The sequence below is a fragment of the Gordonia aquimaris genome, from assembly GCF_026262595.1.
GTDB lineage: Bacteria > Actinomycetota > Actinomycetes > Mycobacteriales > Mycobacteriaceae > Gordonia > Gordonia tangerina.
The window spans coordinates 37,997-62,902 of record NZ_JAPKFM010000027.1 but is presented as its reverse complement, the minus strand read 5'-3'; the positions used below and the strand labels follow the sequence as shown (position 1 = coordinate 62,902).

Below are 24,906 nucleotides of genomic sequence, written 5' to 3'. Positions count from 1 at the left end.
CGGGTACCCAATCGGCCGGATGCCGACACGTTGTGACCAGACTCGACGAAAGCGTCGCGTATCCACAGTCGTACTGTGTCGTCACATCCGTACGACGATCTTTCCCCGGACATGGCCGGACTCGCTGCGCCGGTGGGCGGCCGCGGCCTCGGCGAGGTCGAAGACCTCCGCGATCTCGGGCACGAGTTCGCCCGCGTCGCCGAGGCGCGCGAGCTCGGTGAGGTCAGCGACGTCGGGGCGCACCCAGATGTAGTGACCGCCGAACTCGTCGCGCGCCCGGGCATCGGTGATCGAGGCGACCGTTCCGCCGTCACGAAGTACGTCGGGCACCGGGTCGAGCGCGTCGCCGCCGACATAGTCCAGGACCACGTCGACACCCTCGGGTGCCAACTCACGTACACGTTCGACGATGCCCTCACCGTAGGTGATGGCCTCTGCGCCCAGGCTGCGCAGATACTGGTGGTTGTCCTCCGATGCTGTGCCGATGATCCGCGCGCCGATCGATCGGGCGATCTGAACCGCGAACGACCCGACTCCACCCGCGGCAGCATGGATGAGGACCGTGTGGTCGTGCTGCACACCGGCGCGGTGGGTCGTCTGATATGCCGTAAGGCCGGCGAGAGGTACCGCAGCCGCCTGCTCGAACGACCAGGTGGCCGGCTTGTGTGCGAGGGTTCGGACCGGCGCTGCGACCAACTCGGCGAACGTGCCGCCGGCGACGGTCCCGCCCACCACATCTTTGCGGACGTAGCCGAACACCTCATCGCCAACGCGGAATTCGGGTGTGTCCAGGCCGACCTGTTCGACGACTCCGGCCACGTCCCAGCCCGGGATGACTGGGAATACGCTGTCCATGATCGGGTCGAGGTGTCCTTCTCGCACCTTCCAGTCGACGGGGTTCACGCTCGAGGCATGGACTCGCACCAGCACTGAGTCCGGCCCGACTTTGGGCTCGGGCAATTCGGTGAGCTCCAAGACATCAGGCCCGCCGAAGCGGGAGTACGTGATCGCGCGCATGTTGGTGTCGATCCTCGCTTTCCAGTACAACAACAGCCAGAGGTAACGCCGAATGTGGATACCCACTGGACAAGAGTGCGACACATTGCACGAGAACGAGCGTCGAGCCGTGACGCGCACTCGAACCGCTCCCGGCGAATCGGATTGTCCGGCCGAGGACTTGGTGGGTTGTAGTCGCGGATCTGCCGCTGTGGCACCGAACGTGTCGTACCCCGTCGATACTCTGGATTTGTTCGATGACGCCGCGCCGGTGCCGCATCCTCCGATGCTGGTGGACCGTTGTTGTCGGATCCCATCGTTAGCCTGACTGTAGTTCCTGATTCGTTGGCCGCCGCCGTCTCAAAAGAAGGGTCGTCTGGTGTTCTCCTTCACCGATCACGACGCCGATGACACCGTGTTGTCGGCGCCGCTCGATGGTGTCGCCGAACAGATGGCCTACGCCGAGGGTGTGCGCGACACGCTGCGCTTGAGCCGCCAATCCGAGGCCCGCACCGTGCTCGGTGCCGGCATGATCGGCGACCGCGCCTACAACGACCGCATGAACGGACAAGGCCCACACGCCAACTCCAGCTCCCACACCACAGCCCACAAATACGCCATCGGCGAGATCTCCCTGCAACTGGGCATCACCCGCGGCAAAGCCGGCGAATGGGCCTCACTGGCGCACATGCTGGCCGACCTGCCCAAAATCCGGTTGGCCTACCTCGCCGGAGACTTCAGCACCCACCGCGTCACCGAACTGGCCACCAGCTCGCAGACCGCCCCCAAAGGCAACCTGCGACCACGCCTCAACGACATCCTCGACGAAGCGCTCGGCCCCCGACCCACCCCCACGACACCAGATGACGAACCCGCCACAGACGGGCAGACCGGCGCCCACGACGACGCGAGCACCGACGACACGGATACGGGTGACGACCCGGGCTCCACGGACGACACAGTTGACGAGAAGACACCCGAGGATCCGGCCGACGCGCCCGTCGATTTCGAAGACATCGCCCTGGAACTGGCCTACCGGCCCACTCCCGACACCGTGCTGCGCGACGAACTCGACAGCGCGTTGATCAGTCTGGACCCCGACGCCCACGCCCAGGCCCGCGAGGACGTGGCTCAAGCCTTCCAGAACGTCACTTTCGCCAAAGAAGCCTTCGGCCACATGCAAATGTCGGCCTGCCTGAGCGCCGAACACGCCATCCACCTCCAACACCGCATCGCCGACCTCATCGCCGAACGGGTCTGCCGCCGCGACCCGCGCCGCGTCGGACACCGACGCGCCATCGCCCTCGCCGAAATCCACAGCGTCCCCGACGTGCGCCTGGAATGCGCATGCGGTTACGACACCTGCACCGCCCGCACCCGCAAGCAGGCCGCCAACGCGACCCCGTCGGCCGCGGTCGACGACAACAAGGTCACACCCGAGACCACGGCCACACACGGCCCGACCATGCCAGCGACGACCACGCCCGAAACAACCACGCCCGAAACGACACCGCCCGAAACGACACCGCCCGAAACGACATCGGCGGAAGCGACATCGGCGGAAGCGACATCGGCCGAAGCGCCCAGAGAACAGCCCGGCATCGATGAAGCCGGTGTCGGTGAGGACAGCGCCCGCGGGTGCGAGATACGAGTGGGCGACGCCGAAAGTTGCACGGGCGATACTGTTCTCACCGACGAGACCGCGCTCGAACCGTCGTCCCGGGATGGGTCGGCAGCCGACTGTTCGCGCGCCGGCAACTCAGACGACGTCACATCCCCTACAGCCGAGCCATCCCCTTGTGACGATCCCCGCGGCCGCCGCGCCGAGTGTCGTCGTCCCGAACCCGTCGAAGCACTGGGTAGGGACGGCACTCCAGTCCACGATCCGCTCGGCGCCCGCCCGAGTGGCACCCACCCAGAAACTGCCACGCCAATCCTGACCTGTCCCGAGACCCTGGCGGTCGGCGACGCTCTGCGTGCACGGCTGCGACGAGCACACGCAGGCCTCTGCAGACCGTCGGCGACACCGCGCGCCGGAGTGATGTACCTCTATCGCGACCGACGCTGCCGACACCCCTAGAAGCTGCCCCCTCGGGGCGAGGGGTATCAGCGAACACGAGATTTCAACCGACTTCCCGCAGGCCGGCAACTGGATTATGCGTCCCCGCAGTTCCGCACGGATCAAGGCGCGCGTTCCCCGCCACCGGAGGAGATTGCGGTCCGGATCAGCGGCAGTTCGGCGACGTCCCGAGCACCGTGCACAGCGCGTTGAGCGATTCGGGCTGCGCCCGGTAGTAGACGTTCATCCCGCGTCGCTCTGGGGTCACCATGCCTGCCTTACGGAGTTGGCCGAGGTGATGGCTGGTGGTGGCCTCGGTCAGCCCGAGGCCGGTCGCGAGGTCACATGTGCAGATCCCATCCGCGTTGTCGGCGAGAAGAATCGACAGCAACTTGATGCGTGCCGGATCTGCGAGCGCTTTGAGTCGCAGTGCGATCTCGAGGGCAGTCGCGTCGTCGACGGGGGCCGCGGAGACGGGTGTGCAACATATTGGCGCGCTGACATCGATGACGGGCAGAGACTTCGGCATCCACTCACCCTACGCGGTGTATTGACATATGTCGAAAAGGTGGCACTCTGGATTCTGTCCGGTAATTCGATATATGTCTCACTCCAGATTGGTGGTAGGTCATGTCCCGCATGCAACTCGCTCTGAACGTCGACGATGTGGATCAAGCTGTCGAGTTCTACTCGAAGCTGTTCGACACTGCACCGGCGAAGCTCAAGCCGGGATACGCGAACTTCGCCATCGCCGATCCGCCGTTGAAGCTGGTACTTCTGGAGAACCCCGGGCGGGGTGGCTCGATCAACCATCTGGGCGTGGAAGTCGAGACGAGTGAGCAGGTGCATGCCGAGATCGAGCGGCTCTCGAGCGCAGGTCTTTTCACCGACGAGGAGATGAACACCACCTGTTGTTTCGCCACGCAGGACAAGGTGTGGGTGACCGGCCCGGGTGAGGAGAAGTGGGAGGTCTACACCGTGCTCGCCGACGCCGATCGGTTCGGTGACAGCCCCAAACAGTTGGCGCACAACGATTCGAGGCAGGCCGGCCCGGCGCAGAACGACGTCACGGAGCAGATCACTTGCGATTCGGTCTGTTGCAGTAGCGACGCCGTGGCCGCCGACAGCTCGGCCGATACCCGGGCCGCGTGTTGCTGACCTGATGAGTGGAGCGGATGCCCGCGGTGGCGGCCATCTGCTCCACCGCCCGGATCAGGAAGCGAGTCGTCGCGACAGGTCTTTGATCCGATCGATCAACTCGTCGCGGATGCGTCTCATCCTTTCGATCCCGTCGATGCCGTGCAACGACGGTTCGTCGATTTCCCACACCTCGACCACGATGCCTTCCGGTGCATCGATCACGGCCGACGTTCCGACCATGACAGTCATGTCCACGGATCGCATGAGTTCGTCGGTGAGTTGACGAGGTGTATGTCCGGTGATGTCGGCGCCGACCTCGGCGAGCGCCTCCGCCGACAGATCATTGGGCGCAGCACCGATCTTGGCCGCGGTTCCCGCCGAGGAAGCGGCGATGGATCCTCCGACGAACGTCCGTGCAAGGCCTTCGGCCATCACCGATTTGCCCCGATTGCTGACACAGACGAACAGCACCGACCGCGGTTGACTCACCGCGAGGCCTGCTTGCCGGCGGTGTCGAACTCTTCGAGGAGTTCGACGACCAGCTCGCGAATTCGGTCTCGGATCGGCCGCACCGCGTCGACCCCTTTGCCGGCGGGGTCGTCGAGAGCCCAATCGCGGTAACGCACACCGGGAAACACCGGACACGCGTCGCCGCAGCCCATGGTGATGACCACGTCGGAGGTTTCCACCGTCTCCGAAGTCAGGATCTTGGGTGATTGGGCCGAGATGTCGATGCCGAGCTCGGCCATCGCATCGACGGCGGCAGGATTGATGGTCTCGGCGGGCGCAGACCCGGCCGAGCGGACTTCAATCCGATCGCCGGCCAGCGCCGCGACGAAGCCCGCCGCCATCTGGGAGCGGCCGGCGTTGTGAATACAGACGAACAGCACGCTGGGCCGTTGCTCAGCCGGCTTCTCAGACATCGCGAACAGACTCCTTCGGTTGATCCAGGGACGGCTGGCGCAGATCAGTGAAGCGGTTGCGCAGGGCGAGTGAGACATAGACGAGCGCCACCAACACCGGGACCTCGATCAGCGGCCCGATCACTCCGGCCAGCGCCTGACCGGACGAAGCGCCGTAGGTGGCGATCGCGACCGCGATCGCAAGTTCGAAGTTGTTGCCCGCGGCGGTGAACGCCAATGTGGTGGTGCGCGCATAGCCCAGGCCCATCACCGCGCCGAGGACGAAACCGCCGCCCCACATCACCGCGAAGTAGATCAACAACGGCACCGCGATTCGCACCACATCCCACGGCTGGGAGGTGATCTGTTCGCCCTGCAATGCGAACAGGATGACGATCGTGAACAGCAGTCCGTACAGTGCCCACGGTCCCAGTCGCGGCAGGAACGTGCTCTCGTACCATTCCCGGCCCTTGGCGCGTTCCCCTAGACGGCGGGTCACGAAGCCGGCGAGCAGCGGGATGCCGAGGAAGATCAGTACCGATTTGGCGATCTGCCAAGGGGAGGTATCGATCGTGGTCTGCTCCAGTCCGAGCCATCCGGGCAGCACCGAGAGATAGAACCAGCCGAGGACGGCGAACATGATGACCTGGAAGATCGAGTTCAACGCGACGAGGACGGCGGCCGCCTCGCGATCGCCGCAGGCGAGGTCGTTCCAGATGATGACCATCGCGATACATCTCGCGAGCCCCACGATGATCAAACCCGTGCGGTACTCCGGGAGATCCGGTAACAGCAGCCACGCCAACGTGAACATCAGCGCCGGGCCGATTACCCAGTTCAACACCAGAGAGCCGATCAGAAGGCGCCGGTCTCCGGTCACCGAGTCCAGTCGGTCGTACCGGACCTTGGCCAGGACCGGGTACATCATGATCAGCAAGCCGAGGGCGATCGGCAGTGATATTCCGTCGATCTCCACCGCTGCGAGCGCGTCGCCGAGACCGGGGACGCCCCGACCGAGCAGCAGGCCGGCCACCATCGCCGCCCCGATCCAGACCGGCAGAAATCGATCCACGACCGACAACCGTCCGGCGACTGCGGTGTCTGTCGCGCTCACTCGGCAACCTCACACGATGTCGGCTCTCCCACCACGGCCGCGAGGTCGCTCAGCACGGCGGCGAGCTGTGCCAAAGCGTCGGAGTTGACGCGGTAGTACACCCACGTGGCGCGTCGTTCGCTGGTCACCAGTCCGGCTTCCCGCAGCACCTTGAGGTGATGTGAGATCGTCGGCTGCGACAGATCGAAAGGACCCGAGATGTCACAGACGCACGCTTCGCCACCGGGCGAGGCGGCGACCTCGCCGAGGAGGCGCAGCCGCACGGGATCCCCGAGCGCCTTCAGCGCCGGCGCCCACGACCCCGCCCGTTCCGGGGTCATACCGCCCCCGATGGCGGTCAGGACAAGCTCTTGATTCGACATGCGTCAATATTCACATACGTCGAAGTAAGGGGTCAATGTGCTGAACCCAAAGTTCATCATGACGTCATTCGCGCAGCTGCGGTCACCCCCATTGAGTAGCCGTCGTAGTGGGCGGCCCGCCCGGTAGGACGCGCGGGCCGAGAAAATGGACGATGTCGAGCGCGGTCATGACCGCCAATCGGCGTTCGCCGGGCGGGTGCCCGAGCAATTCGGTCGCCTTGCCGACGCGTTGCAAGATGGTGTTGCGATGCGTGTGCAGGCGTTCCGCCGTTGTCGACGCGTTGTCGGCCTCGGACAGATACACCCGCAGCGTTGTGCGCAGACGGTCGGCACGCTCGCCGTCGGCGGCGAGTGCACCCAGCGTGTCGGAGACGAGCTGACTGGCGGCCCGTTCGTCACGCGCCAGAGCCGCGATGGGTGCGATGTCACCGAAGGTGACCAGACGGTCGCCACCCGCATTCTCGGCGACCAGTTGCTCGACGACCAGGGCGTCCGCGTGCGACGACCGGAATCCCGCTAGCCCCCAGCGGGTGGGCCCGACGGCAACTCGTACGCCCGTGGGTGCCGCATTTGCCGCATCGCGGAGGCGATCGACGGTTGCGTCGCCTTCCCTCGGTAACCACGCCCACATCGTGCGAACGCCTGCGGAGATGTTCAGCGGTGGTCGAGCCCCCAAGGCACGGGCCAGAGATGCCGCAACCGATTCCAGGGTGCCGTCATCTCCGACCGGATCGTCGAGCCACAACACCACTGCGGTGTGGTCACGTGCGACCTCGTAGCCCAGCCGTCCCGTCGCGACCCGCTCGTCGATCGGTGCGCCGTCCAAGATCAGCCGGACGGTCTCGGTCCGCCGGGCGAGTGCGCCCCCGAGCATCTCTTCGCGCAGTCGTTGCGCCTCGGCCACCAGATCGAGCAGGACCCGGTCGACATAGGTGAACATCGCCTCGGCGAATCGCTCGATGACGGCGACGAGTTCCGGGCCCGGGGGCACGACCATCGGCGCGATCTGCATGAAACGCTGCCACACCGCGGTCTGTCCACGCCGGTACGACTGAAACATCACATCGAGCTCCAGCCCACGGCGCACAACTGTGCGCAGGATCTCGCGAGCCTCGGTCGGCGGTGTGTCCGGCAGTGGGCCGCTCGGGTCGTCACGCAGGTTTCGCAGTACATTCTCGATGTTGGCCCGATTGCTCGCAGACATCTCCTCGGTGATGGCACGATCTGCGGCGAGACTGGGCACGATCTCGGAAACGGACTCATTCATCGCGTCGACCAGATCGTCGAGTTCCTCGAGCATGCGCCCGGCGATGTCGCTGATCAGTGAGACGTCGACATCAGCCATCAACCCAGCATATGTCGGATCTTCCATAGAGGGACGCAATCAATGTGTGAACCACCATAGATCGCGGTCCTTGGTTCCCATACCGTGATGACGGTCACGATCGACGGAGATCACAAAGGAGCCTTGCGATGGTCCCCACCACACCGCCCACCGACACCGACTTTGACGTCGTCATCATCGGCGCCGGTATCTCCGGCATCGGAGCCGCCTACCATCTCAAGACAAAGCGTCCGTCCACGTCGTTTGCGATCCTCGAGGGTCGTTCGGCACTCGGTGGTACCTGGGACCTCTTCCGGTACCCCGGCATCCGCTCCGATTCGGACATGCCATCCTTCGGATTCGGTTTCAAGCCGTGGACACACCGACAGTCCATCGCCGACGCGCACGTCATTCTCGATTACCTGAACGAGGCCGTCGACGAGAACGGCATCCGCGCGCACATCCGCTACAACGCCAAGGTTGACGGCGCCGACTTCGACTCGGCCACCGGACGTTGGACGATCCGCACCACCGACGCCGAGACCGGCGACCCCATAACGTACACAGCGCGATTCATCTACTCCGGGACCGGTTACTACAACTACGAGGCGGGCTACACACCTGAGTTCCCGGGCCGTGACACCTTCCGCGGCCAGGTCATCCACCCCCAGCACTGGCCCGACGATCTCGATTACACAGGTAAGAAGGTGGTGGTGATCGGCAGCGGCGCCACCGCGGTCACCCTGATCCCGGCGATGGCCGCACAGGCCGCCCACGTCACGATGTTGCAGCGCTCCCCGAGTTATGTCCTGTCCCTGCCCGGCGAAGACGTGATCGCGAACACGATGAACAAGCTGGTCGGGCCCGACAAGGCCTACCGAATCATCCGGCGCAAGAACATCGCACTCAACCGGGGCATCTTCAAGGCGAGCAAGCGCGCGCCGAAGGTCGTTCGCAAGCTGCTGATGGCCGACGTGAAGCGGCGCCTACCCAAGGGCTACGACGTCGACACACATTTCAACCCGAGCTACGACCCGTGGGATCAGCGCCTGTGCATGGTGCCCAACGGTGATCTGTTCACTGCGATCTCATCCGGTAAGGCCTCGGTGGTCACCGACCACATCGATGCCTTCACCGAGACCGGCATCGCGCTGACATCGGGACAGCACCTCGACGCCGACATCATCGTCACCGCCACCGGTCTCGACATCATGCCGTTCGGCGGCATCGACCTGAGCGTCGACGGCGAGCAGGTCGATGTGTCCGACACGGTCGTGTACAAGGCGATGATGCTCAGTGGTGTCCCCAATTTCGTGTTCGCGATCGGATACACCAACATCGCCTGGACCTTGAAGGTGGACCTCATCTGCACCCATATGATGCGGCTCCTCGCTCACATGGACGAGCACGGTATGGACGTCGTGACCCCCGTGCTGACCGACTCGACGATGGAGCGTACTCCGCTGCTCGACATGAGCTCGGGATACGTGCAGCGGCGTATCGGGACGTTTCCGAAGGCCGGAACCGCCGGACCGTGGACCGTCAAGATGGCTTACGAGGCCGACATCGAGCGTCTCGAGCACGGCCCGGTCGCCGACCCCGCGCTGAAGTTCGAGTCGACTCGGCTCGAGACCGCCGCTGTCGCATCATGAGTGCCCTGCGTTCCGACATCACGTTCACCAGCCATGGGGTGCGCTGTGCCGCATGGCATGTGCGAGCCACCTCCGATGGCCTCGCCAGGAAAGGGAGGCGGCCGTGTGTGGTGATCGGACACGGCTTCGGCGGAACGCGTGACACCGCCTTGCTCGATTTCGCGGAGGGTTTCGCCGACGCCGGCATCGACTCGCTCGTATTCGACTACCGCGGCTTCGGCGCGTCCGACGGCACATCTCGCCAAGCCGTGTCCTACCGGAGGCAGCGTCAGGACTACCACGCCGCCGTCGACGCGGCCCGCCGGCTGCGGAGTGTCGACCCCGACCGGATCGCGCTCTGGGGCACCTCCTACTCAGGTGGCCACGTCCTTGCCGTCGCGGCAGTCGACCCGCGGGTCGCCGCGGTGGTGTCACTCGTGCCTGCACCTGACGGCGCGGCGGCGGTGTGGCAGATCGCTCGCTGCGCCGGACCGGTTGCGCCGCTCAAGCTGATCGGCCACGGACTGCGGGACGTGCTTCAGACGCTGACCGGCGGCTCGCCGCATCAGATCCCGCTGGCTGCGCAGCCGGGCTCGCTCGCTGTGCTCGCCGCTCCCGGCGCGCTGGAGGGTTATGAGGCCATCGGTGGCCCCACTTGGCGCAATGAGGTGTGTGCGCGAACCTCGCTGGAGGTTGCGTTCAACCGGCCGGTCACACACGCGCCGAAGATCACCTGTCCGACGCTCGTGCAGATCGGCAGCGAGGACCGAGTGGCTCCCCCACACGCCGCCCGCAGGGCGGCCCGTCGCGCCGGCGGCCCAACCACCGTGCTGGAGTATCCCGTCGACCACTTCGATGTGTATCTCGGTCCGTGGCAGCAGAAGGCGCTCGCAGACGAAGTCGATTTCTTGGTCGGTGCATTGGCGTGACGCCGGCGATCGCGCTTGACAGTGATGCTGCAACAAGTGATAAGCGACGCGTGCGAAGTCGCAGACGCCTTGGGGTTCATGCGAGAAGCTGGAGCTGGCGGCCCACCTGCTCATCGAGTTCACACATCGGCAGCCGCACCGGCGCACGACCCGGGAGGTGCGGTCAGGCGTTGATCGGCTCTACCCGAGACACTCGGCGTGTGCCGTGCGTCGACATAGTGAAGGACATACACTCACCGCAGCGGAGCCGCCCGGCGTAACGAACCAGCCGACCGGATCAGGTCTCTGGGTTCGACGAAAGGTGGCGCAGGGTGTCGGTGGCGGCGCGCATCGACGGCTTCCAGCGTCGCTACCCCAAGACGGGGTATCCCCTCGCTGTCGCGTACAAATTCTTCGACGATCAGGGCGGCTACCTTGCCGCACTGATCACCTACTACGGTTTCATCTCGCTGTTCCCGCTGATGCTGGTGTTCACCTCGGTGCTCGGTTTTGTCCTCGAGGGCAATCCTGAACTCCAGAGGCAGATTGTCGATTCGGCGCTCTCGCAGATCCCGGTGGTCGGTGAACAGTTGGGCGAGCAGGGCCAACTCAGCGGGTCGGCGACCGCGGTGACCATCGGTGTGGTGAGTGCGATCTATGGCGCGCTCGGGGTGTCCGTCGCCATCCAGAATGCGATGAACATCGTGTGGGCGGTGCCGCGCAACGAACGACCCAATCCGATCCAGGCGCGACTCAAAGGTGCGATGTTGCTGTCGACGGTGGGGCTGGCAGTCATCGGACTGACCGTCCTCAACGGTGTCATTGCCTCCATCGACCTCGTCGGTAACGGTCGTGTGCTGGCGATCGTGGGGCCAGTGATCCTGTATGCGGGGGTCTTCGTGGTCGGATTCCGGTTCGGCACCGCCCGCGACGTGAGTGTTCGTGACGTGCTGCCCGGCGCGATCGTCGCCGCGATCGGATGGCAGGCGTTGCAGACCTTTGGCAGCGTGTTCGTCCAACGCGTCATCGCAAACGCCAGCGCCACCAACGGGGTGTTCGCCGTTGTGCTGGGTCTGCTCGCCTTTCTGTACCTGGCATCGGTGATGGCCGTGGTGTGCATGGAGATCAACGCAGTGCGCGTGGATCGCCTGTACCCGCGGTCGCTGTTGACGCCGTTCACCGACAACGTGGTACTGACCCGGGGTGATCGAGCCGCGTATCAGGCACAAGCGCAGGCGCAGCGCCACAAAGGATTCCAGGAGATCGATGTGAAGTTCGGTCGGCACGAGCGTGACGACGCGCGATCCCACGACGACTCGCCGCCGGAGGAACCGTGACGTGAGTTCGGCGCGGCGGAGACGACTCGACCCGGTTACGCCGCACTGTGGTGTGGCACGCTGTGACATTCTGGGAATGTGACGACATCTGACGACATCGGCGGCGTACGGTACGACACTTTCCACGGGCTCGACGCGGTCGTGGTGGAGACACCGCAGGCGGTCGCCGTGATCTCCCTGTTCGGTGGGCAGGTCGTGTCATTCCTCCCGGCGGACGCTACCGCCGACGTCATCTGGCTGTCTCCCCTGCTCGCCGCACCGCCCACCCCGATTCGAGGCGGCGTGCCACTGTGTTGGCCGTACTTCGCGCGCGAGGGACAGCCCGACGATGCGCCGTCACACGGATACGCCCGCACCGCGCGGTGGGATGTGATCGGTGGGCGGGCAAACGGATCCGAGGGTGTCGAGCTCGTATTGGCACCGCAGGAGATCCCCGAAACACTTCTGCAGGCGCAGCTGACCGTGCGAGTGGGTGCCGCCCTGGAGCACGAACTACGCACGCACAATCCGAGTTCCGAACCGGTGACGATGACCGAGGCCTTCCACAACTACTTCCGGGTGGCAGACGTCGGGTCGGTACGGGTCGGCGGCCTGGACGGGCTGAGCTACCTCGACAAGTTCGATGGTATGAGATCGCATGCTCAGCAAGGCGATTGGGTGCTACCTGGCGATGACCCGCGTAGCGACCGGGTTTACCCCGCAGCGGGCGGGCGGTACCGGCTCATAGATCCCGGGCTGGGACGGGTGATCGAGGTGACCGTACGCGGTGGTCGGAGCGCGGTGGTGTGGAACCCCGGTGAGTACGGCGCTGCGGGTATGACCGACGTCGGTCCGCACTGGCATGAGTTTCTGTGTGTCGAGGCGGCCAACGCCGGTCCGGACTCGATCGTCGTGCCGGCCGGCGGCACCCACACACTGAGCCAGACGATCTCGGTCAGTGCCCGATGACGCCGCGGCTACTGCGGGACATCACACTCCTTGGTGTAGGACACGTCGATGATCACCTGGACCTCGTCGGCGACCTTGAGTGAACCCATCATCAGAGAGTATGGGCGCACGCCGAAGTCGGTCTGCGCGAGGATGGTCTCCGACCTGATGTCCCATCGATCATCGGTCTCCGTGACCAGCAGTTCGACGGCCTGGGCGCGGCGTCTTCCGTGGACGGTTAGGGTCCCGTGGGCACGGAAACCCTCATCGGTCGCGGTGATCGCCTCCGCGACAAAATTGATCTCGCCGAACTTGTCCGCTTCCAACGACTTCAGCGCATTGACCCGGGCCACCGCTCGCTCGGCGCCCGTCATTGGCGTCAGTCCGCCGGTGCCGGAGACGACCGTGAGCGAGTCGACCAGCACGACCGCCTCGAGCCCGACCGGCACCCCGGCCGCCCAGGTGACGTCGGCCGACCACTCGCGCATCTCGATGATCAGGCGGTGGCCGGCACGGGCCGCACGACCGGCGACATCGGTGTACACGGTTACCGAACCCGAGGACGCGGTCAGATGCCAGGTCGTGTCCGTCACGGGTGCCAGCCTACGGGTCGACCATGGGTCTGCGGGGCCACAAACCTGCGCACCCGGCCAATATGGGCGTCTGGCCACACGCGCCTCGGCGGGCCCCGTAGCATCGCGCCGATGAATGAAGACAGGATCACGCTCTCCATCGATGATGCCGGCGTCGCGCAGGTCACCCTGAATCGGGCGGACAAGCACAATGCGCTCGACGGGGCGATGTTCGACGCCCTGCTGGAGGTCACGTCCACTCTGCGCGACGAGCGGCGGGTGCGTGCGGTCGTTGTGCACGGAGCCGGCAAGAGCTTTTGTTCGGGACTCGACATCACCAGTCTCGGTCAGGGCGGTGGTGCGTCGTCATTGCTGGACCGCGACGACGACAGCATCGCCAATCGGGCACAGCGCGTGTCCGTCGACTGGGCGTCGGTACCCGCCCCGGTCATCGCGGCGATCACCGGCAACTGTTTCGGTGGTGGGCTGCAGATCGCGCTCGGTGCCGACATCCGGTACTCGGCCCCCGACGCCCGGCTGTCGATCATGGAGATCAAGTGGGGGCTGGTCCCCGACATGGGTATCACCCAGGCCCTCCCGCGGCTTCTCCCGGCGGATGTTGCGAAGGAGCTGACCTTCACCGGTCGGATCGTCTCGGGAACCGAGGCGCAGGCGATGGGGCTGGTGACGCGCGCTGTCTCCGATCCGCTGACCGTGGCACTCGAACTCGCCCACGAGATCGCGGCGAAGTCGCCCCACGCGATCCGTGCCGCGAAGAACCTCTACGACCGCACGTGGTCGGGGGCTGATTCGGCGGCCGCACTGAGACTCGAGAGCGAGCTGCAAGTGGGTCTGATGGGTTCGCCCAATCAGCTCGAAGCGGTGCATGCCGGTATGGCGCGGCACGCGCCGGTCTTTGCCGACCCGGACTGACGGATCCGTTGTGGCCGAAGACGGCTCGTCACGCCGATCCGCCACCCAGCCGTGCCAGACGATCCAGGCCGTCCGGTGAGCACTCGGCGAGCAGGGCGAGTGCCGCACGGATCTCCGGGGTGTCGCGCACCGACGGGTCGATGCGCGACGGGTTCAACGCGCATCGGTCGGCCCACGCGGCGATATCGGTTTCGGCGGTGAAGGTCCGGCTGGCGATGCTGCCGCGTGACTGCATGTGAATCCAGTCACGCGGGTTGTCGGACAGGCGATTCGGCGGACACAGTCGGTTGCGTTCGCGGTCGTCGTCGCGGGTGGCCGCGACATAGCCGGCGAGGGCCGCGTTGAAGCACGGGAAACCGGCCCGGATCGGTTGCAGTCGGATCCGGTCGGTGCCGAAGATCGGAACGAGTGGCGGATAACGCAGGCCCGACGCCGCGCAGTGCACCACCACGGAATCCGGCGGCAGGTTCACCGACCCACGCTCCAGAACGATCTCGTGCGCGGTGACCGCGCGGATGTGTCCGAGCCGCACCACCCGTTCGATGGTCCGCAGCAGGTCCAGTTCCCATTCGGCGAGCGTCGGAGCCTTCGCCATCGTCGGGATCACTCCCTGGTCGATCCGAAGCATCACACCGGCGTCCTCGAGCCGCGCAAACAGGTCGTCGCTGGAGGCGGCCTGCGCGGCAGCTGTCATCATGTCCGTGGCCAAGCGCAGTGCCACCAGCGGATCGGGCTGCACCACAGACCGATTCAACATCCACGGTTCGCGCGGGCGGACCCACATGATGCGGTCGGGATCGACATCGTGGCCGAGCAACCACACGATGGCGTCGGTGGCCGTCTTCCCCGCACCCGCGATGACGAAGTGACCGGGCGCCTCGGACAGTCGTGCCAGTTCGCCGACCGGGATGACCGGCACATCGTCGGCGACGGTGAACGGGGCCGCAGTGGTGGCCGGGATCGTCGGCGCGGAGTACGTCGCATCCACCACCCGGCGGCGGACATCGATCGAGCACGTGCGACCGGAGACCCGCGACGTGACCAGTTGGGTGCCGTCAGCACAGTGATGGTCACTGGTCGGGAGAAAGGTGACCTGCCCCGAAGCGACCAGTCGTCGCACGACGTCGTCGAAGTAGGCGACTATTTCGGACTGTCGAGCGCGTTCGCCGAGGCCCCGCTCCGGACCGCCCTGCTGGACGGCGCCGGTGCCCAATACCGTGGATGCCACCCCGTAGAAGACCGACGCCTGATGCACTTGCACGAAGGGGTAAGCGTCGAGCCAATGCCCGCCGGCCGTGTGCCGGCGATCGACGAGGGTGACGTGTACGTCGGAATGAGCCACCAGCGCGTCGGTGAACGCCATCCCCATCGCGCCCGCACCGACGACCAGGTAGTCGGTGCTCAGTGTTGCGTCCACCATGGTGTGCCTTCCTGCCACCCGACACGAGCGCTGGTCTGTGCGGATCGTATCCGAGAACGTCCATGTGACGCCGACGCTTGACCTTGACACCGTGACAACCTGTTGGATGGTCGGTGAAGGAGGTGATCGTGATGATCACGAACGACCAGTACCACCAGGTGAGCGGCGCGTTTGACGCTGCGAGCGCGTCCACGCGGCTGAAGGCTGCGCTGACGGCGGGAACGAGTGCCGACGAGCGATTTCTGGACATCCTCGTGGCGCGCAGCGGGGTGGAGCCGGATTTCTTTGTCCGCGACATGATGACGTGGGCGTTGTGCAGGTTGCCATCCGGACCGGTGCGCGTCCGGCTTGTCGGCGAGCTGACCTCCGACAATCCGCGCGCACGCGCTCAGGCCCTGCATACGCTGTCCAAGATCGGTGATCCACAGGTGTTCTCGAACGTCGCCGCGATGATCCACGACCGCGACGACGAGGTGGCACGGACCGCCTGGCGGGCCGCGGTCTCGTTGGTCGACCACGGTCACGATGACGACGACGCACGCGCACTCGCCGCGCAGCTGGGCATCGAGTTGGGGCGGGGAGATGACCAACTGCAACTGAGTCTGTCGAGGGCGTTGTTGGCCCTGGGCGAGGCCGCGCAGCAGGTCGTGGCCGACGCCGCATCCCACGCGGACGAGCACGTCCGCGCGCACGCTGCGGCAACCGAACGCCTGATCCGTGATCCGGATTCGGCATTCGTTCTGTCGGTCGACGCAGCCCGGCGGGTGTCGGTGGGTGCGCAAGCGTAGGCTGCGCAGATGCTGATCGGCGAGGTGGCGCAGCGCTGCGGTGTCAGTGCGCGGATGCTGCGCCACTATCACCGGTTGGGGCTGGTGACCCCCACCGGCCGCACGACTGGCGGCTACCGCCAGTACTCGGCGGACGACGTGCGCCGGCTCTTCCACGTGGAGAGTCTGCGCACGCTGGGGCTGACGCTCGAGGAGGTGAAAGAGGCTCTCGCCGAACCCGATTTCTCCCCGGACGACCTCATTGACGACGTGATCTCCCGGACGCGCGAGCGGATCGAGGCCGAACGCCAGTTGCTGGCCCGCCTGGAACGGGTGCAACACCATGCACCGAACGACTGGGCGGACGTCGTACGTGTCGTCACCCAGGCCCGCGCATTGGAGTCCGACTCCGGTGCCCGACGTCAGCAGGCCGTGCTCGCACCCACCGACGACATCGCGATCGCGGTCGACGATCTGGTGGCCGCGGTCCTCGCCGAGGCAGACGTGAATGTCTCCGGTGCTCTTCGTTGGGCCCTGGCGCGCACCGGTGTTCGTGCCCTCGACGGGTTGGTCACCGGCCTCCGATCGACCGAGGTGACCATCCGACGCCGTGCGGTCCTGGCCATCTCGGGCATCGACGTCGCGGAAGCGACGGCACCATTGCGCAGCGCTCTCGACGACGTCGATGTCGACGTTCGCGACCGCGCGGCTATCGCGCTGGCCCAGCGCGGCGATCCCGCCGGGGCGTCAGTGTTGGTCGCGATGGTGAACGCCGGGCGACGCGATGTCGAAGCGGCCGAGGCGCTGGGCCGTCTCAGCGCTCACGGTTGCACCAACGCCGCCCGGCTCCTCGGAGATGCCCTGGCGGCGGCGGACGCCGGATCACGACTGCGGATCACTCAGGCGCTCGGTGAGATTGACTCCCCGACGGCCGACGGGCTGCTCGTCGCGTTGACCACGGACCCGGACCGAACCGTCAGGGCGACCGCTGCGGTGATCCTCGACGCGCGCCCGCGTCGGTGACTACCTGTCTGCGCCGGCCACGAATGCGTCGATCTGGTTGATCGCGCTGGATGCACCTTCGACCATTCCCATCTCGAGGACTTTCTGCAGTCCCTCGGCGGTTTCGTAGGTGCTGGTGTAGGTGGCCACCGTACGACCGTCCTCGTCGCGGAATCGATAGACGTTTCGCGAGACCGGCAATGACTCGACCGGATTGAATTCGTCGTCGGCGAACCCGTCGTCGAAGGTCAGCTCGGTGGGTTCGTCGACGGTCCGGATCACCCAATAACCGGCGAACTTCTCCCCTTCCGGACTGGTCATGTAGTAGGTGACGCGGGCTCCGGGTTGCAGGCTGTGCTCGACGAAGGTCGCCGGATACGACGGCGGACCCCAGATCTTCTCCAACTGACGAGGATCGGCATAGATCTGCCAGATCCGCTCGACCGGAGCGGCGAACTCCGCCGTGATGGTCAGGGTGCGGGTGTCGATGTCGTGAGACACATTGGTGACAGGCATGATTCAGTCCTTCGATGGTGTTTCGGTTTCGATCAGTTCGTCGATTCGCGCCACTCGGCCCCGCCATACCTGTTCGAGGTCGGTCAACAGGTCCGATACCGCGCGCACCGCTGACACGTCGCCGGATGCCAACTGTTCCCGGCCACTGCGCCGTTTGACCAGCAGGCCTGCTCGTTCGAGCACGGCGACGTGCTTCTGCACCGCGGCGAAACTCATGTCGTACTTCGCCGCGAGCACCGAGACCGAATGCTCTCCTGCCAGCACCCGACGCATGATGTCGCGACGGGTGCGGTCGGAGAGCGCATGGAAGAGGGCGTCTGCTCGTTCCTCGTCCTCGTCGGTCACCTCTCAAACATACAACCAATTGGTTGTATGTCAAGGGTGGAACGGGACGATTGCACACGCTGAGAGCCCCTCCACATGTCGGAGGGGCCGGCCCTGGGCGCTTGGTGCCGCGCGGTGAGGCGCTGCGGAGTCAGGAAACCGTCGTCGAGACCCGTTCGGCCTCGAGCGATGTCGCCGCCGGCGTGGCGGTCCGATGTGCGGCGATCCGCAGGAGCCACACGGTCAGACCGAGTTCACCGACCACTGACGGCACCGCGACGATCACCAGGAAGGTGTCGGCATAGGACGCGTAGTCGGCCAGCAGGATGTGTGCACCGGTGTCGACGATGTAGGCGACACCGGCCACTGTGAGCGCAACGGTCAGCCACCGGGGTGCGCCGGCGGAAACCGACATCAGACGGGCCAACACGATCAGGTGGACACCGAACGCGGTCAACCCGATCAGCCACGTCATCTCGAACGAGCGCATTGCGAGCTGCACGTCCGCGGCCGTCGCTTCGGTGGAGTTCTCCGCTATCAGCAGGGCGGCCACCGCGAAGACCAGTCCGACACCGAGAAACACGGTGTAGGTGAGCCGCGCCCATGCGGCGAGGAGGGACAGATCTCGGTGGACCGGGCGGAACAGCACGTACAAAGCCCACGCAACGACGATGTCGACGAGGAACACGGCCGCAAACGCGATGATCCCCCACCTCAGCAGGCCTCCGTTCGCAGCGACTCCGTCGAGTGTCGCCTGCGCATCGGCGGGATCGAACACGCGCTCTAGCACGAAGAAGTTGGCGAACATGGCCAGGGCGAAGATGGCCAGATACCCCAGACCGGCCCAGCGGGCCGCCGAACGTACGGAGGTTTCGTGGCGAGGTGTGCTCGGTGCGGTCATGGCGTGACTCCGATCGATGGGCGGCGAATCAACCTTACGGTGTATGGCTGAAGTCTGGATGACTGTACCCTTACGTTGTAAGTCTCGTCAAGGGTGAACTATACGAACCAGTGCCGGGTCGGAGGATTTCCCCTGACCCGGCACTGGTTCGTTGTGGCCGCGATAGCCACGCACCTATTGAATTATGTTGGAGCCCTTTGTGACACTCGGCTAGCGCCTCGTTCCTCAGGGGGCAGGTGGCACACCTCAGGACATCGCGGCGTGCGCTCCCCGCGCCGACCAGTTCGGGCTGGCCTCGATGGCGCCGATGATGCGCGGGCGTAACTCGTCGGCGCGGATCACCGCATCCACCGAACCGACCTCGACGGCACGGCGGATGCTGTGCACCTTGTCGAATTCGGCCGCGATCTCACTGATCTTCTCCGCCCGCACCGATTGCCGAATGTCGGCCACTTCGGCGTTGAGCGCGGAGCGGTCGGGACCGGTGGCCTCGGCTGCCCGTGACTCCAGATCGCGCACCCGTGGATCGGCGCCCACTCGTTTGGCGACCTCGCCGGCGAACACCACAGCCGCCGCCGGGGCGCCACCGAGCACTGACGCGAAGGAGCCGTCGATGGCCAGGACGGTCATGTTCGGATTGAGTGCCTTGGAGAACACCACGAAGGCACCACCGTGATAGCGCGAGATAACGCAGAACACGATCGGGCCGCGGAAGTTGACGATGGCCCGCCCGATCTCGGCGCCGTACTCCAACTGCAGTTTGCGCATCGACTCCGGTGACCCGTCGAATCCGGACAGGTTGGCCAGCACCACCAGCGGCCGATTGCCGCTGGCCACGTTGATGGCCCTCGCCGCCTTCTTCGACGACTGTGGGAACAGCGTTCCGGCAGTGTAGGTGTCGGGACCGTCGGTGGGCTTGTACCCGCGACGCTGCACCTCACGCGACTCGATACCCAACAGGCACACCGGGATGCCGCCCAGATGCACGTCGCAGACCACGGCGGTCTCGGCGTCGGCCATGCCTGCCCAGCGTTCGAGTACCGGATGGTCCTGGTCGGCGAGGGCGCGCATGACGGTTCGGATGTCGAAGGGCTTCTTGCGATCCGGGTTGCTCTCGGCCGAGAAGATCTGTCCGACCGTGGTGAAGTCGCTGCCGGCCAATACATGCGGGAAGTCGGAAACGTCGCGGTCGCTGGGGTCGCTGGTGACAGCGCGCCGCGGCGACTGCTCGCCCGGTGCGACGTAGGTGTGGTCGTAATGCGACATCAACACATCGCGCGCTGCGCCGAGGTTCGGTGCCCAGTACTGCGCCTGCCCGTTGGGGCCCATCACGCGGTCGTAGCCACCGATGCCGAAGTTGTCCTCGGCCGAAACACCGCCGGAGAAGTCCAACGACTGCTTGCCGGTCAGCACCATCGCCGAGTCCGGGGTCATCACCAGAATGCCCTTGGTGTGCATGAGCATCGTCGCCTCGGCATTCCAGTACGGCTGCGCACCGACGTTGATACCGGCGACGACGATGTTGATCTCCCCACCTGCCTGGGTGTATTCAACGACACGTTTGAGTGCCCGCGCCACCCAGTCCATGTTCTCGGTGCCCGAGTCCATCGAAATACGCGCGCCCGACGACAGCGCGTACCACTCGAGCGGGACCTGCATCTGCTCAGCCAGATCCAGTGCGGCGATGACCCGCGCACACTCCGGCTCCGACAGCGCACCCAGGGATTTCGTCGGGTCGCCGAGCAACACCACCCGCGTCACGCCGTCCGGATGCTTCTCGGTGGCGGTGGTGACCACACCCGCCACCATCGCTGCGCTGTTGCGCCCGCGCGGACGATCCACGGGCACCAGTCGCTGCTCTGCGTCGAGGTCGTATTCGGCGAAGTCACCGAGCAGACCGGCCAACTCGTACGGGTAGACGGTGTTGCGTTTGGCTGCCCGCAGCACCTTCTGCCGGTACTCGTCGACCGGTTCGATCGGTTCGTCGGCCGGCTCGCCGACCGCGACGTCGAATCCACCGGTGGCGTTGACCGAGAAGCGGATGGCGACCTTGGTCAGCTCGCCTGTGTCGCGCTCGCGCCGCCGTGCAATGAGCAGCACCTCTTCGAGCCCGACTCCGGTGGCCGCGCCTCGGAAGTAGTCGGCGATCGTGTTCAGGTCGTCGTCGAGTGCGTCGATCGGCGGCCACACGTACATGACGATCCGATTGGTGGACGACGTCAAACGCGACCCACGCTGGGCCCGCCGGATCGAATCGACACACGAGGCCAGCGTGGTCTCCGCGGTCGGCAGGGTCAGCAGCCGCCCGTCGTGCTCGCGCATGGCGGTCAGGTCACGCACCTGAGCGAAGGCGATCAGCCGCTCGTCGGCGGGGTTCTCCTTGGCCACACACCGGAACAGGTAGACCTCTTCATCATCGGAGGACGGCAACTGGGTGAGGTCGAACTTGCGTAGCCGTTCCATCTGCATGCGCTGCGCGATGTACGGGTGCAGTCCCCGAATGAGGCGTTCCTCCGACATGCCGGTTGCCGACGGTCGGAAGGTGAAGTGGTTGTGCATCCGAGCGTCGCCGCTGCCCGCGACAGTCACCGTGATCCGGTGGACCTGGGTGGGCATCGCCGTGGCGGAGATGATCTCGTGCAGCGTGGCGGCCATCGCATCGAAGGCGTCCGGCTGCTGTTCCCAGCTCAGGTAAATGTCGGCGTCGACCGACGCGGTGTCGCGGGCGAGCTCGGCGAGACCGTCCATGGTTGCGGGCAAATCGTCGAACCCGACCGCCGCCGACACGAGATTCGCGCCGTGGCGTTCGGCGACCACGAAGCTCGCGCCACCGGAGGGCTGGATGCGGATGTCGCTGAGCCCCTTGTTGCCGTAGTAGCGCCGCGTCAGCACCTCGAGCATCACCGAATTGTCGAGGTTGCCCCGCACGATGCGCTGACCGAGCAGCCGGACCAGCGGCTCGGTGCTGCGCACCATGTCCGCGATCCGCTCGGCGCGGTCGGTCGCCGTCGGGTTCTCATCGAGGTAGCGCAACTGCTTGCGCACGTTGTTGTACACCCGGGCCCTATCCCGGCGCAGCAACGGTTGGCCGTACCAGGCGTAGATGACACCGCGGGCCAGATCGGCGATGGCCGGGAAGCGTACCTGCGTCGCTGCGACCAGACGGTCCAGCGCGCTGCCAACAGCGTCCTGGAGTTCGTCGCGCGGTGTGGGTTCGCGCAGCCACTCGCGCAGGAGTGTGCTGATCACGGTGACCGAGTCGGCCGGGTTCTGCAGCGCCAGGAAGATCCGGAAGACCGCGGCCTCCAACTCCGGGCTGCGCTCGAGATCGGGCACCCCGTAGTGGCCAAGTGCCCGACCGAGCTGGGTGTGGAAGGTCTCCGGGAGCCCGTCCCGTTCGACGTCGAGGCTCTGCAGGTACGTGTGGAAGTTCTCGCGGGCGCTGTGGACGTGTTCGACACCCAGCACCTCGCCGGACGGACGATTCTGGCTGAGCTCGGCCAGATCGGCGAACACGGTGATCAGTTCCAGCTCGTCGGCCAGCGGGCGGCGGCCGCTCTCCATCGCGTCGTGGCGGACGGCGAGGTAATCGTTGAGCAGGCGCGTCCGATCGTGCGGGTCGACGTCGAAGCCCAGCAGTTGACTGCGGAGATCCTCCTGCGTGCGAGTGGTGCGCTCGTGCGCCTGCACATCGGTGCGCTGCGCGGGCAGTTCGAGGTCGACCGCTTCGGTGGTCTCCTCGGCCGCCTCGGCGTCGTCGTCGTCGGCGAGTGGCTCCAGACGCAACAGGGTCGCGCCGGTCTCGACCTGGGTGCCGACCGAGACCATGGACTCCTTGAGTCGGGAGCGCACCGGGGCACGTAGCACCGTCTCCATCTTCATGCTCTCCAGCACCAGCACCGGCGCGCCGGCCTCGACCTCGGCTCCGACCTCCAGCGGTGTGGCCACCACCAGGGCCGGCGCCGGTGATCGCAGGACACCGCCTTCGTCGCGACTCACCCGGTGGGTGACGCCGTCGACGTCGACGAGGTGGATGGGGCCGTGAGTGTCGGTGACCAAGCGGTACCGGACATGGTTGACCACCATCTGGGCGGTGTGATCGTCGAAGCGTTCGAGGTCGACATCGGCGGTGTGGGTCTCGACGCCTGCCTCGATCCCGACCCGGAAGCGGTGTGCACCGATGCGGGCGACGCGCACCCGGTAGCCGACACCACGCAGTTTGAGATCCAGCGGACGACCACTGTCGTGCTGTACCTGCGGGCGCCCACCCGACGCGGTCGACAGCAAGCGCTGCCGCTCGACGAGTTCCTCCTCCTCGTAGGCATCGATGGCGGCGGCGGCCAGTGCGATGGCCGAGTGCCGGTTGGCCACCAGCCCGCCGTCGGCGCGAACGCGGTCGATCCAGCCGGTGTCGGCGCTGCCGTCGATCACCTCGGGTCGACTGAGCAGTTCGAGGACGAAACTCTTGTTGGTGGCGCCGCCGGCGATGATGACGCGGGTTTCACGCATGGCGCGGCGCAATCGGCCGAGCGCCTCCTCGCGGTCACGTCCGTAGGCGATGATCTTGGCGATCATCGAATCGAAGTCCGCCGGAATCGTGTCGCCCTCGCTGACGCCGGTGTCGACACGGATGCCGGGGCCGGCCGGCAGTTCGAGCAGCGCGATGCGGCCGGGTGCCGGCGCGAAGTCGCGGTCGGGATCTTCGGCGTTGAGCCGGGCCTCGATGGCGTGGCCCCGTTCGGCCGGCGGCTCGCCCTCCAGGCGGCCACCGGAGGCCACGTGCAGTTGGGCGCGGACCAGGTCGAAACCGGTGGTGGTCTCGGTGATCGGGTGCTCGACCTGCAGTCGGGTGTTGACCTCGAGGAAGGCCAGCAGGTTCTCGCCCGGGTGGTAGAGGAACTCCACGGTGGCCGCGCCGCGATAGCCGACGGCGACGGCGAGACGCTCAGCGGAGGCCTTGAGATTGGCGACCTGGTCGGCGGGCAGCACCGGTGACGCCGATTCCTCGATGATCTTCTGGTTGCGTCGCTGCACCGAACAGTCACGCACGCCCAACGCCCACGCCGTGCCCTGGCCGTCGGCGATCACCTGGACCTCGACGTGGCGTGCACCGGTGACCAGGCGTTCCAAGAACACCACACCGCTGCCGAAGGCGCGCTCGGCCTCGTCACGGGTGCGGGTGTAGGCATCGCGGAGTTCGGCATCGCTGGTCACCTTACGAATACCACGGCCGCCACCGCCGGCTGTGGCCTTCAGCATCAGCGGGTAGCCGATATCGGCCGCCGCGGCCACCGCATCGTCGAGGGTGTCGACGCCACCACGGCTCCATGCCGCGACGGGCACACCCACCTCTTCGGCGATGAGCTTGGCGCCGATCTTGTCGCCGAGTTTGCGCATCGCCTCGGCCGACGGTCCGACGAAGGTCACGCCGATGCGTTCGCAGAGTTCGGCGAACAACGGGTCCTCGGCGACGAAGCCCCACCCGACCCAGGCGGCTTCGGCGCCGGTCTCGAGTAGCGCACGTTCGAGGATCTTGAGATTGAGATAGGGGCGCGACGCGGCCGGGCCCAAATCGTAGGTGACGTCAGCTGCCCGCACGAATGAGGCGTTGCGGTCGACGTCGGTATGCAGGGCGATCACCTCGATCGGCTGTCCGGTCTCGGCGGACAGTCCGCGCACGGCGTGGATGAGCCGCATCGCGGACTCTCCCCGGTTCACGATGGCAATGCGAGTGAACATCACCGACTCCCTTCTCTGTGGTCGTGTCGGTC

22 protein-coding genes are annotated in these 24,906 nt (G+C 66.1%); 9 read left to right on the top strand and 13 right to left on the bottom strand.

Going from position 1 to position 24,906, the window contains the following annotated elements:
- Window positions 1–81: 81 nt before the first annotated feature.
- A complete protein-coding gene (locus tag OSB52_RS20480; RefSeq protein WP_235726122.1) occupies window positions 82–1,017 on the bottom strand; it encodes an NADP-dependent oxidoreductase in 936 nt (311 codons plus the stop codon).
- Window positions 1,018–1,375: 358 nt separating this feature from the next.
- Here OSB52_RS20480 and OSB52_RS20475 point away from each other — a divergent pair, with 358 nt between their 5' ends.
- Window positions 1,376–3,076 (top strand): hypothetical protein, encoded by a 1,701-nt coding sequence (locus tag OSB52_RS20475; RefSeq protein ID WP_266063336.1) that lies wholly within the window; start codon window positions 1,376–1,378, stop codon window positions 3,074–3,076.
- Between the two features lie 145 nt (window positions 3,077–3,221).
- Here OSB52_RS20475 and OSB52_RS20470 read toward each other — a convergent pair whose 3' ends face one another.
- A complete protein-coding gene (locus OSB52_RS20470) occupies window positions 3,222–3,584 on the bottom strand; it encodes an Rv2640c family ArsR-like transcriptional regulator (RefSeq protein WP_235726107.1) in 363 nt (120 codons plus the stop codon).
- A gap of 101 nt (window positions 3,585–3,685) precedes the next feature.
- On the opposite strand from OSB52_RS20470, the gene OSB52_RS20465 reads away from it, so the two are divergent.
- Entirely contained in the window at window positions 3,686–4,213 is a 528-nt protein-coding gene (locus OSB52_RS20465; RefSeq protein ID WP_235726106.1) for an ArsI/CadI family heavy metal resistance metalloenzyme, read from the top strand.
- Between the two features lie 54 nt (window positions 4,214–4,267).
- Here the strand turns inward: OSB52_RS20465 and OSB52_RS20460 are convergent, their stop codons facing one another.
- From OSB52_RS20460 to OSB52_RS20440, 5 genes are all read right to left on the bottom strand, one after another.
- The gene (locus OSB52_RS20460; RefSeq protein WP_235726105.1) at window positions 4,268–4,684 is read right to left on the bottom strand and encodes an arsenate-mycothiol transferase ArsC; all 417 of its coding nucleotides are present in this window, start codon (window positions 4,682–4,684) and stop codon (window positions 4,268–4,270) included.
- Window positions 4,681–5,118 (bottom strand): arsenate reductase ArsC, encoded by a 438-nt coding sequence (locus OSB52_RS20455; protein WP_235726104.1) that lies wholly within the window; start codon window positions 5,116–5,118, stop codon window positions 4,681–4,683. Before OSB52_RS20455 ends, OSB52_RS20460 begins: the two co-directional genes overlap by 4 nt.
- Window positions 5,111–6,211: an ACR3 family arsenite efflux transporter gene (gene arsB, locus OSB52_RS20450; RefSeq protein ID WP_235726103.1), complete on the bottom strand. Its 1,101-nt coding sequence runs from the start codon at window positions 6,209–6,211 to the stop codon at window positions 5,111–5,113. The genes OSB52_RS20455 and arsB overlap by 8 nt, the downstream gene beginning before the upstream one ends.
- Window positions 6,208–6,573 carry an ArsR/SmtB family transcription factor gene (locus tag OSB52_RS20445; protein ID WP_235726102.1) on the bottom strand — a complete coding sequence of 122 codons (366 nt, stop codon included), beginning with the start codon at window positions 6,571–6,573 and terminating at the stop codon, window positions 6,208–6,210. The genes arsB and OSB52_RS20445 overlap by 4 nt, the downstream gene beginning before the upstream one ends.
- A gap of 82 nt (window positions 6,574–6,655) precedes the next feature.
- On the bottom strand, window positions 6,656–7,918 hold the full coding sequence (locus OSB52_RS20440) for a PucR family transcriptional regulator (RefSeq protein ID WP_235726101.1): 1,263 nt from the start codon (window positions 7,916–7,918) through the stop codon (window positions 6,656–6,658).
- A 128-nt stretch (window positions 7,919–8,046) separates the two neighbouring features.
- On the opposite strand from OSB52_RS20440, the gene OSB52_RS20435 reads away from it, so the two are divergent.
- The 4 genes from OSB52_RS20435 to OSB52_RS20420 all read left to right on the top strand — a co-directional run bounded on the left by OSB52_RS20435 (window position 8,047) and on the right by OSB52_RS20420 (window position 12,721).
- A complete protein-coding gene (locus OSB52_RS20435) occupies window positions 8,047–9,549 on the top strand; it encodes a flavin-containing monooxygenase (RefSeq protein ID WP_235726100.1) in 1,503 nt (500 codons plus the stop codon).
- Between the two features lie 5 nt (window positions 9,550–9,554).
- A complete protein-coding gene (locus OSB52_RS20430; protein ID WP_235726121.1) occupies window positions 9,555–10,457 on the top strand; it encodes an alpha/beta hydrolase in 903 nt (300 codons plus the stop codon).
- Between the two features lie 311 nt (window positions 10,458–10,768).
- Window positions 10,769–11,773, top strand: coding sequence for a YihY/virulence factor BrkB family protein (locus OSB52_RS20425; RefSeq protein WP_235726099.1), 1,005 nt, complete (start codon window positions 10,769–10,771; stop codon window positions 11,771–11,773).
- A 78-nt stretch (window positions 11,774–11,851) separates the two neighbouring features.
- Complete coding sequence (locus OSB52_RS20420; protein WP_235726098.1) at window positions 11,852–12,721, top strand: D-hexose-6-phosphate mutarotase; 870 nt, start codon at window positions 11,852–11,854, stop codon at window positions 12,719–12,721.
- An 8-nt stretch (window positions 12,722–12,729) separates the two neighbouring features.
- On the opposite strand, the gene OSB52_RS20415 is transcribed toward OSB52_RS20420, so the two are convergent.
- Complete coding sequence (locus tag OSB52_RS20415) at window positions 12,730–13,293, bottom strand: YceI family protein (protein ID WP_235726097.1); 564 nt, start codon at window positions 13,291–13,293, stop codon at window positions 12,730–12,732.
- Window positions 13,294–13,404: 111 nt separating this feature from the next.
- Here OSB52_RS20415 and OSB52_RS20410 point away from each other — a divergent pair, with 111 nt between their 5' ends.
- Window positions 13,405–14,205 (top strand): crotonase/enoyl-CoA hydratase family protein, encoded by an 801-nt coding sequence (locus OSB52_RS20410; protein ID WP_235726096.1) that lies wholly within the window; start codon window positions 13,405–13,407, stop codon window positions 14,203–14,205.
- A 28-nt stretch (window positions 14,206–14,233) separates the two neighbouring features.
- Here the strand turns inward: OSB52_RS20410 and OSB52_RS20405 are convergent, their stop codons facing one another.
- A complete protein-coding gene (locus OSB52_RS20405) occupies window positions 14,234–15,625 on the bottom strand; it encodes an NAD(P)-binding protein (protein WP_266063335.1) in 1,392 nt (463 codons plus the stop codon).
- Between the two features lie 131 nt (window positions 15,626–15,756).
- Here OSB52_RS20405 and OSB52_RS20400 point away from each other — a divergent pair, with 131 nt between their 5' ends.
- Together OSB52_RS20400 and OSB52_RS20395 are read left to right on the top strand one after the other, a co-directional pair.
- Window positions 15,757–16,413, top strand: a complete 657-nt coding sequence (locus OSB52_RS20400; RefSeq protein ID WP_266063343.1) for a HEAT repeat domain-containing protein — start codon at window positions 15,757–15,759, stop codon at window positions 16,411–16,413.
- A gap of 9 nt (window positions 16,414–16,422) precedes the next feature.
- Complete coding sequence (locus OSB52_RS20395; protein WP_266063334.1) at window positions 16,423–17,415, top strand: MerR family transcriptional regulator; 993 nt, start codon at window positions 16,423–16,425, stop codon at window positions 17,413–17,415.
- On the opposite strand, the gene OSB52_RS20390 is transcribed toward OSB52_RS20395, so the two are convergent.
- From OSB52_RS20390 to OSB52_RS20375, 4 genes are all read right to left on the bottom strand, one after another.
- The gene (locus OSB52_RS20390) at window positions 17,416–17,910 is read right to left on the bottom strand and encodes an SRPBCC family protein (protein ID WP_266063333.1); all 495 of its coding nucleotides are present in this window, start codon (window positions 17,908–17,910) and stop codon (window positions 17,416–17,418) included.
- 3 nt (window positions 17,911–17,913) lie between these two features.
- Complete coding sequence (locus OSB52_RS20385; RefSeq protein ID WP_266063332.1) at window positions 17,914–18,255, bottom strand: ArsR/SmtB family transcription factor; 342 nt, start codon at window positions 18,253–18,255, stop codon at window positions 17,914–17,916.
- A 130-nt stretch (window positions 18,256–18,385) separates the two neighbouring features.
- Window positions 18,386–19,135 carry a DUF4386 domain-containing protein gene (locus tag OSB52_RS20380; RefSeq protein ID WP_266063331.1) on the bottom strand — a complete coding sequence of 250 codons (750 nt, stop codon included), beginning with the start codon at window positions 19,133–19,135 and terminating at the stop codon, window positions 18,386–18,388.
- 246 nt (window positions 19,136–19,381) lie between these two features.
- A complete protein-coding gene (locus tag OSB52_RS20375; RefSeq protein ID WP_266063330.1) occupies window positions 19,382–24,874 on the bottom strand; it encodes an ATP-binding protein in 5,493 nt (1,830 codons plus the stop codon).
- Window positions 24,875–24,906: the final 32 nt, after the last annotated feature.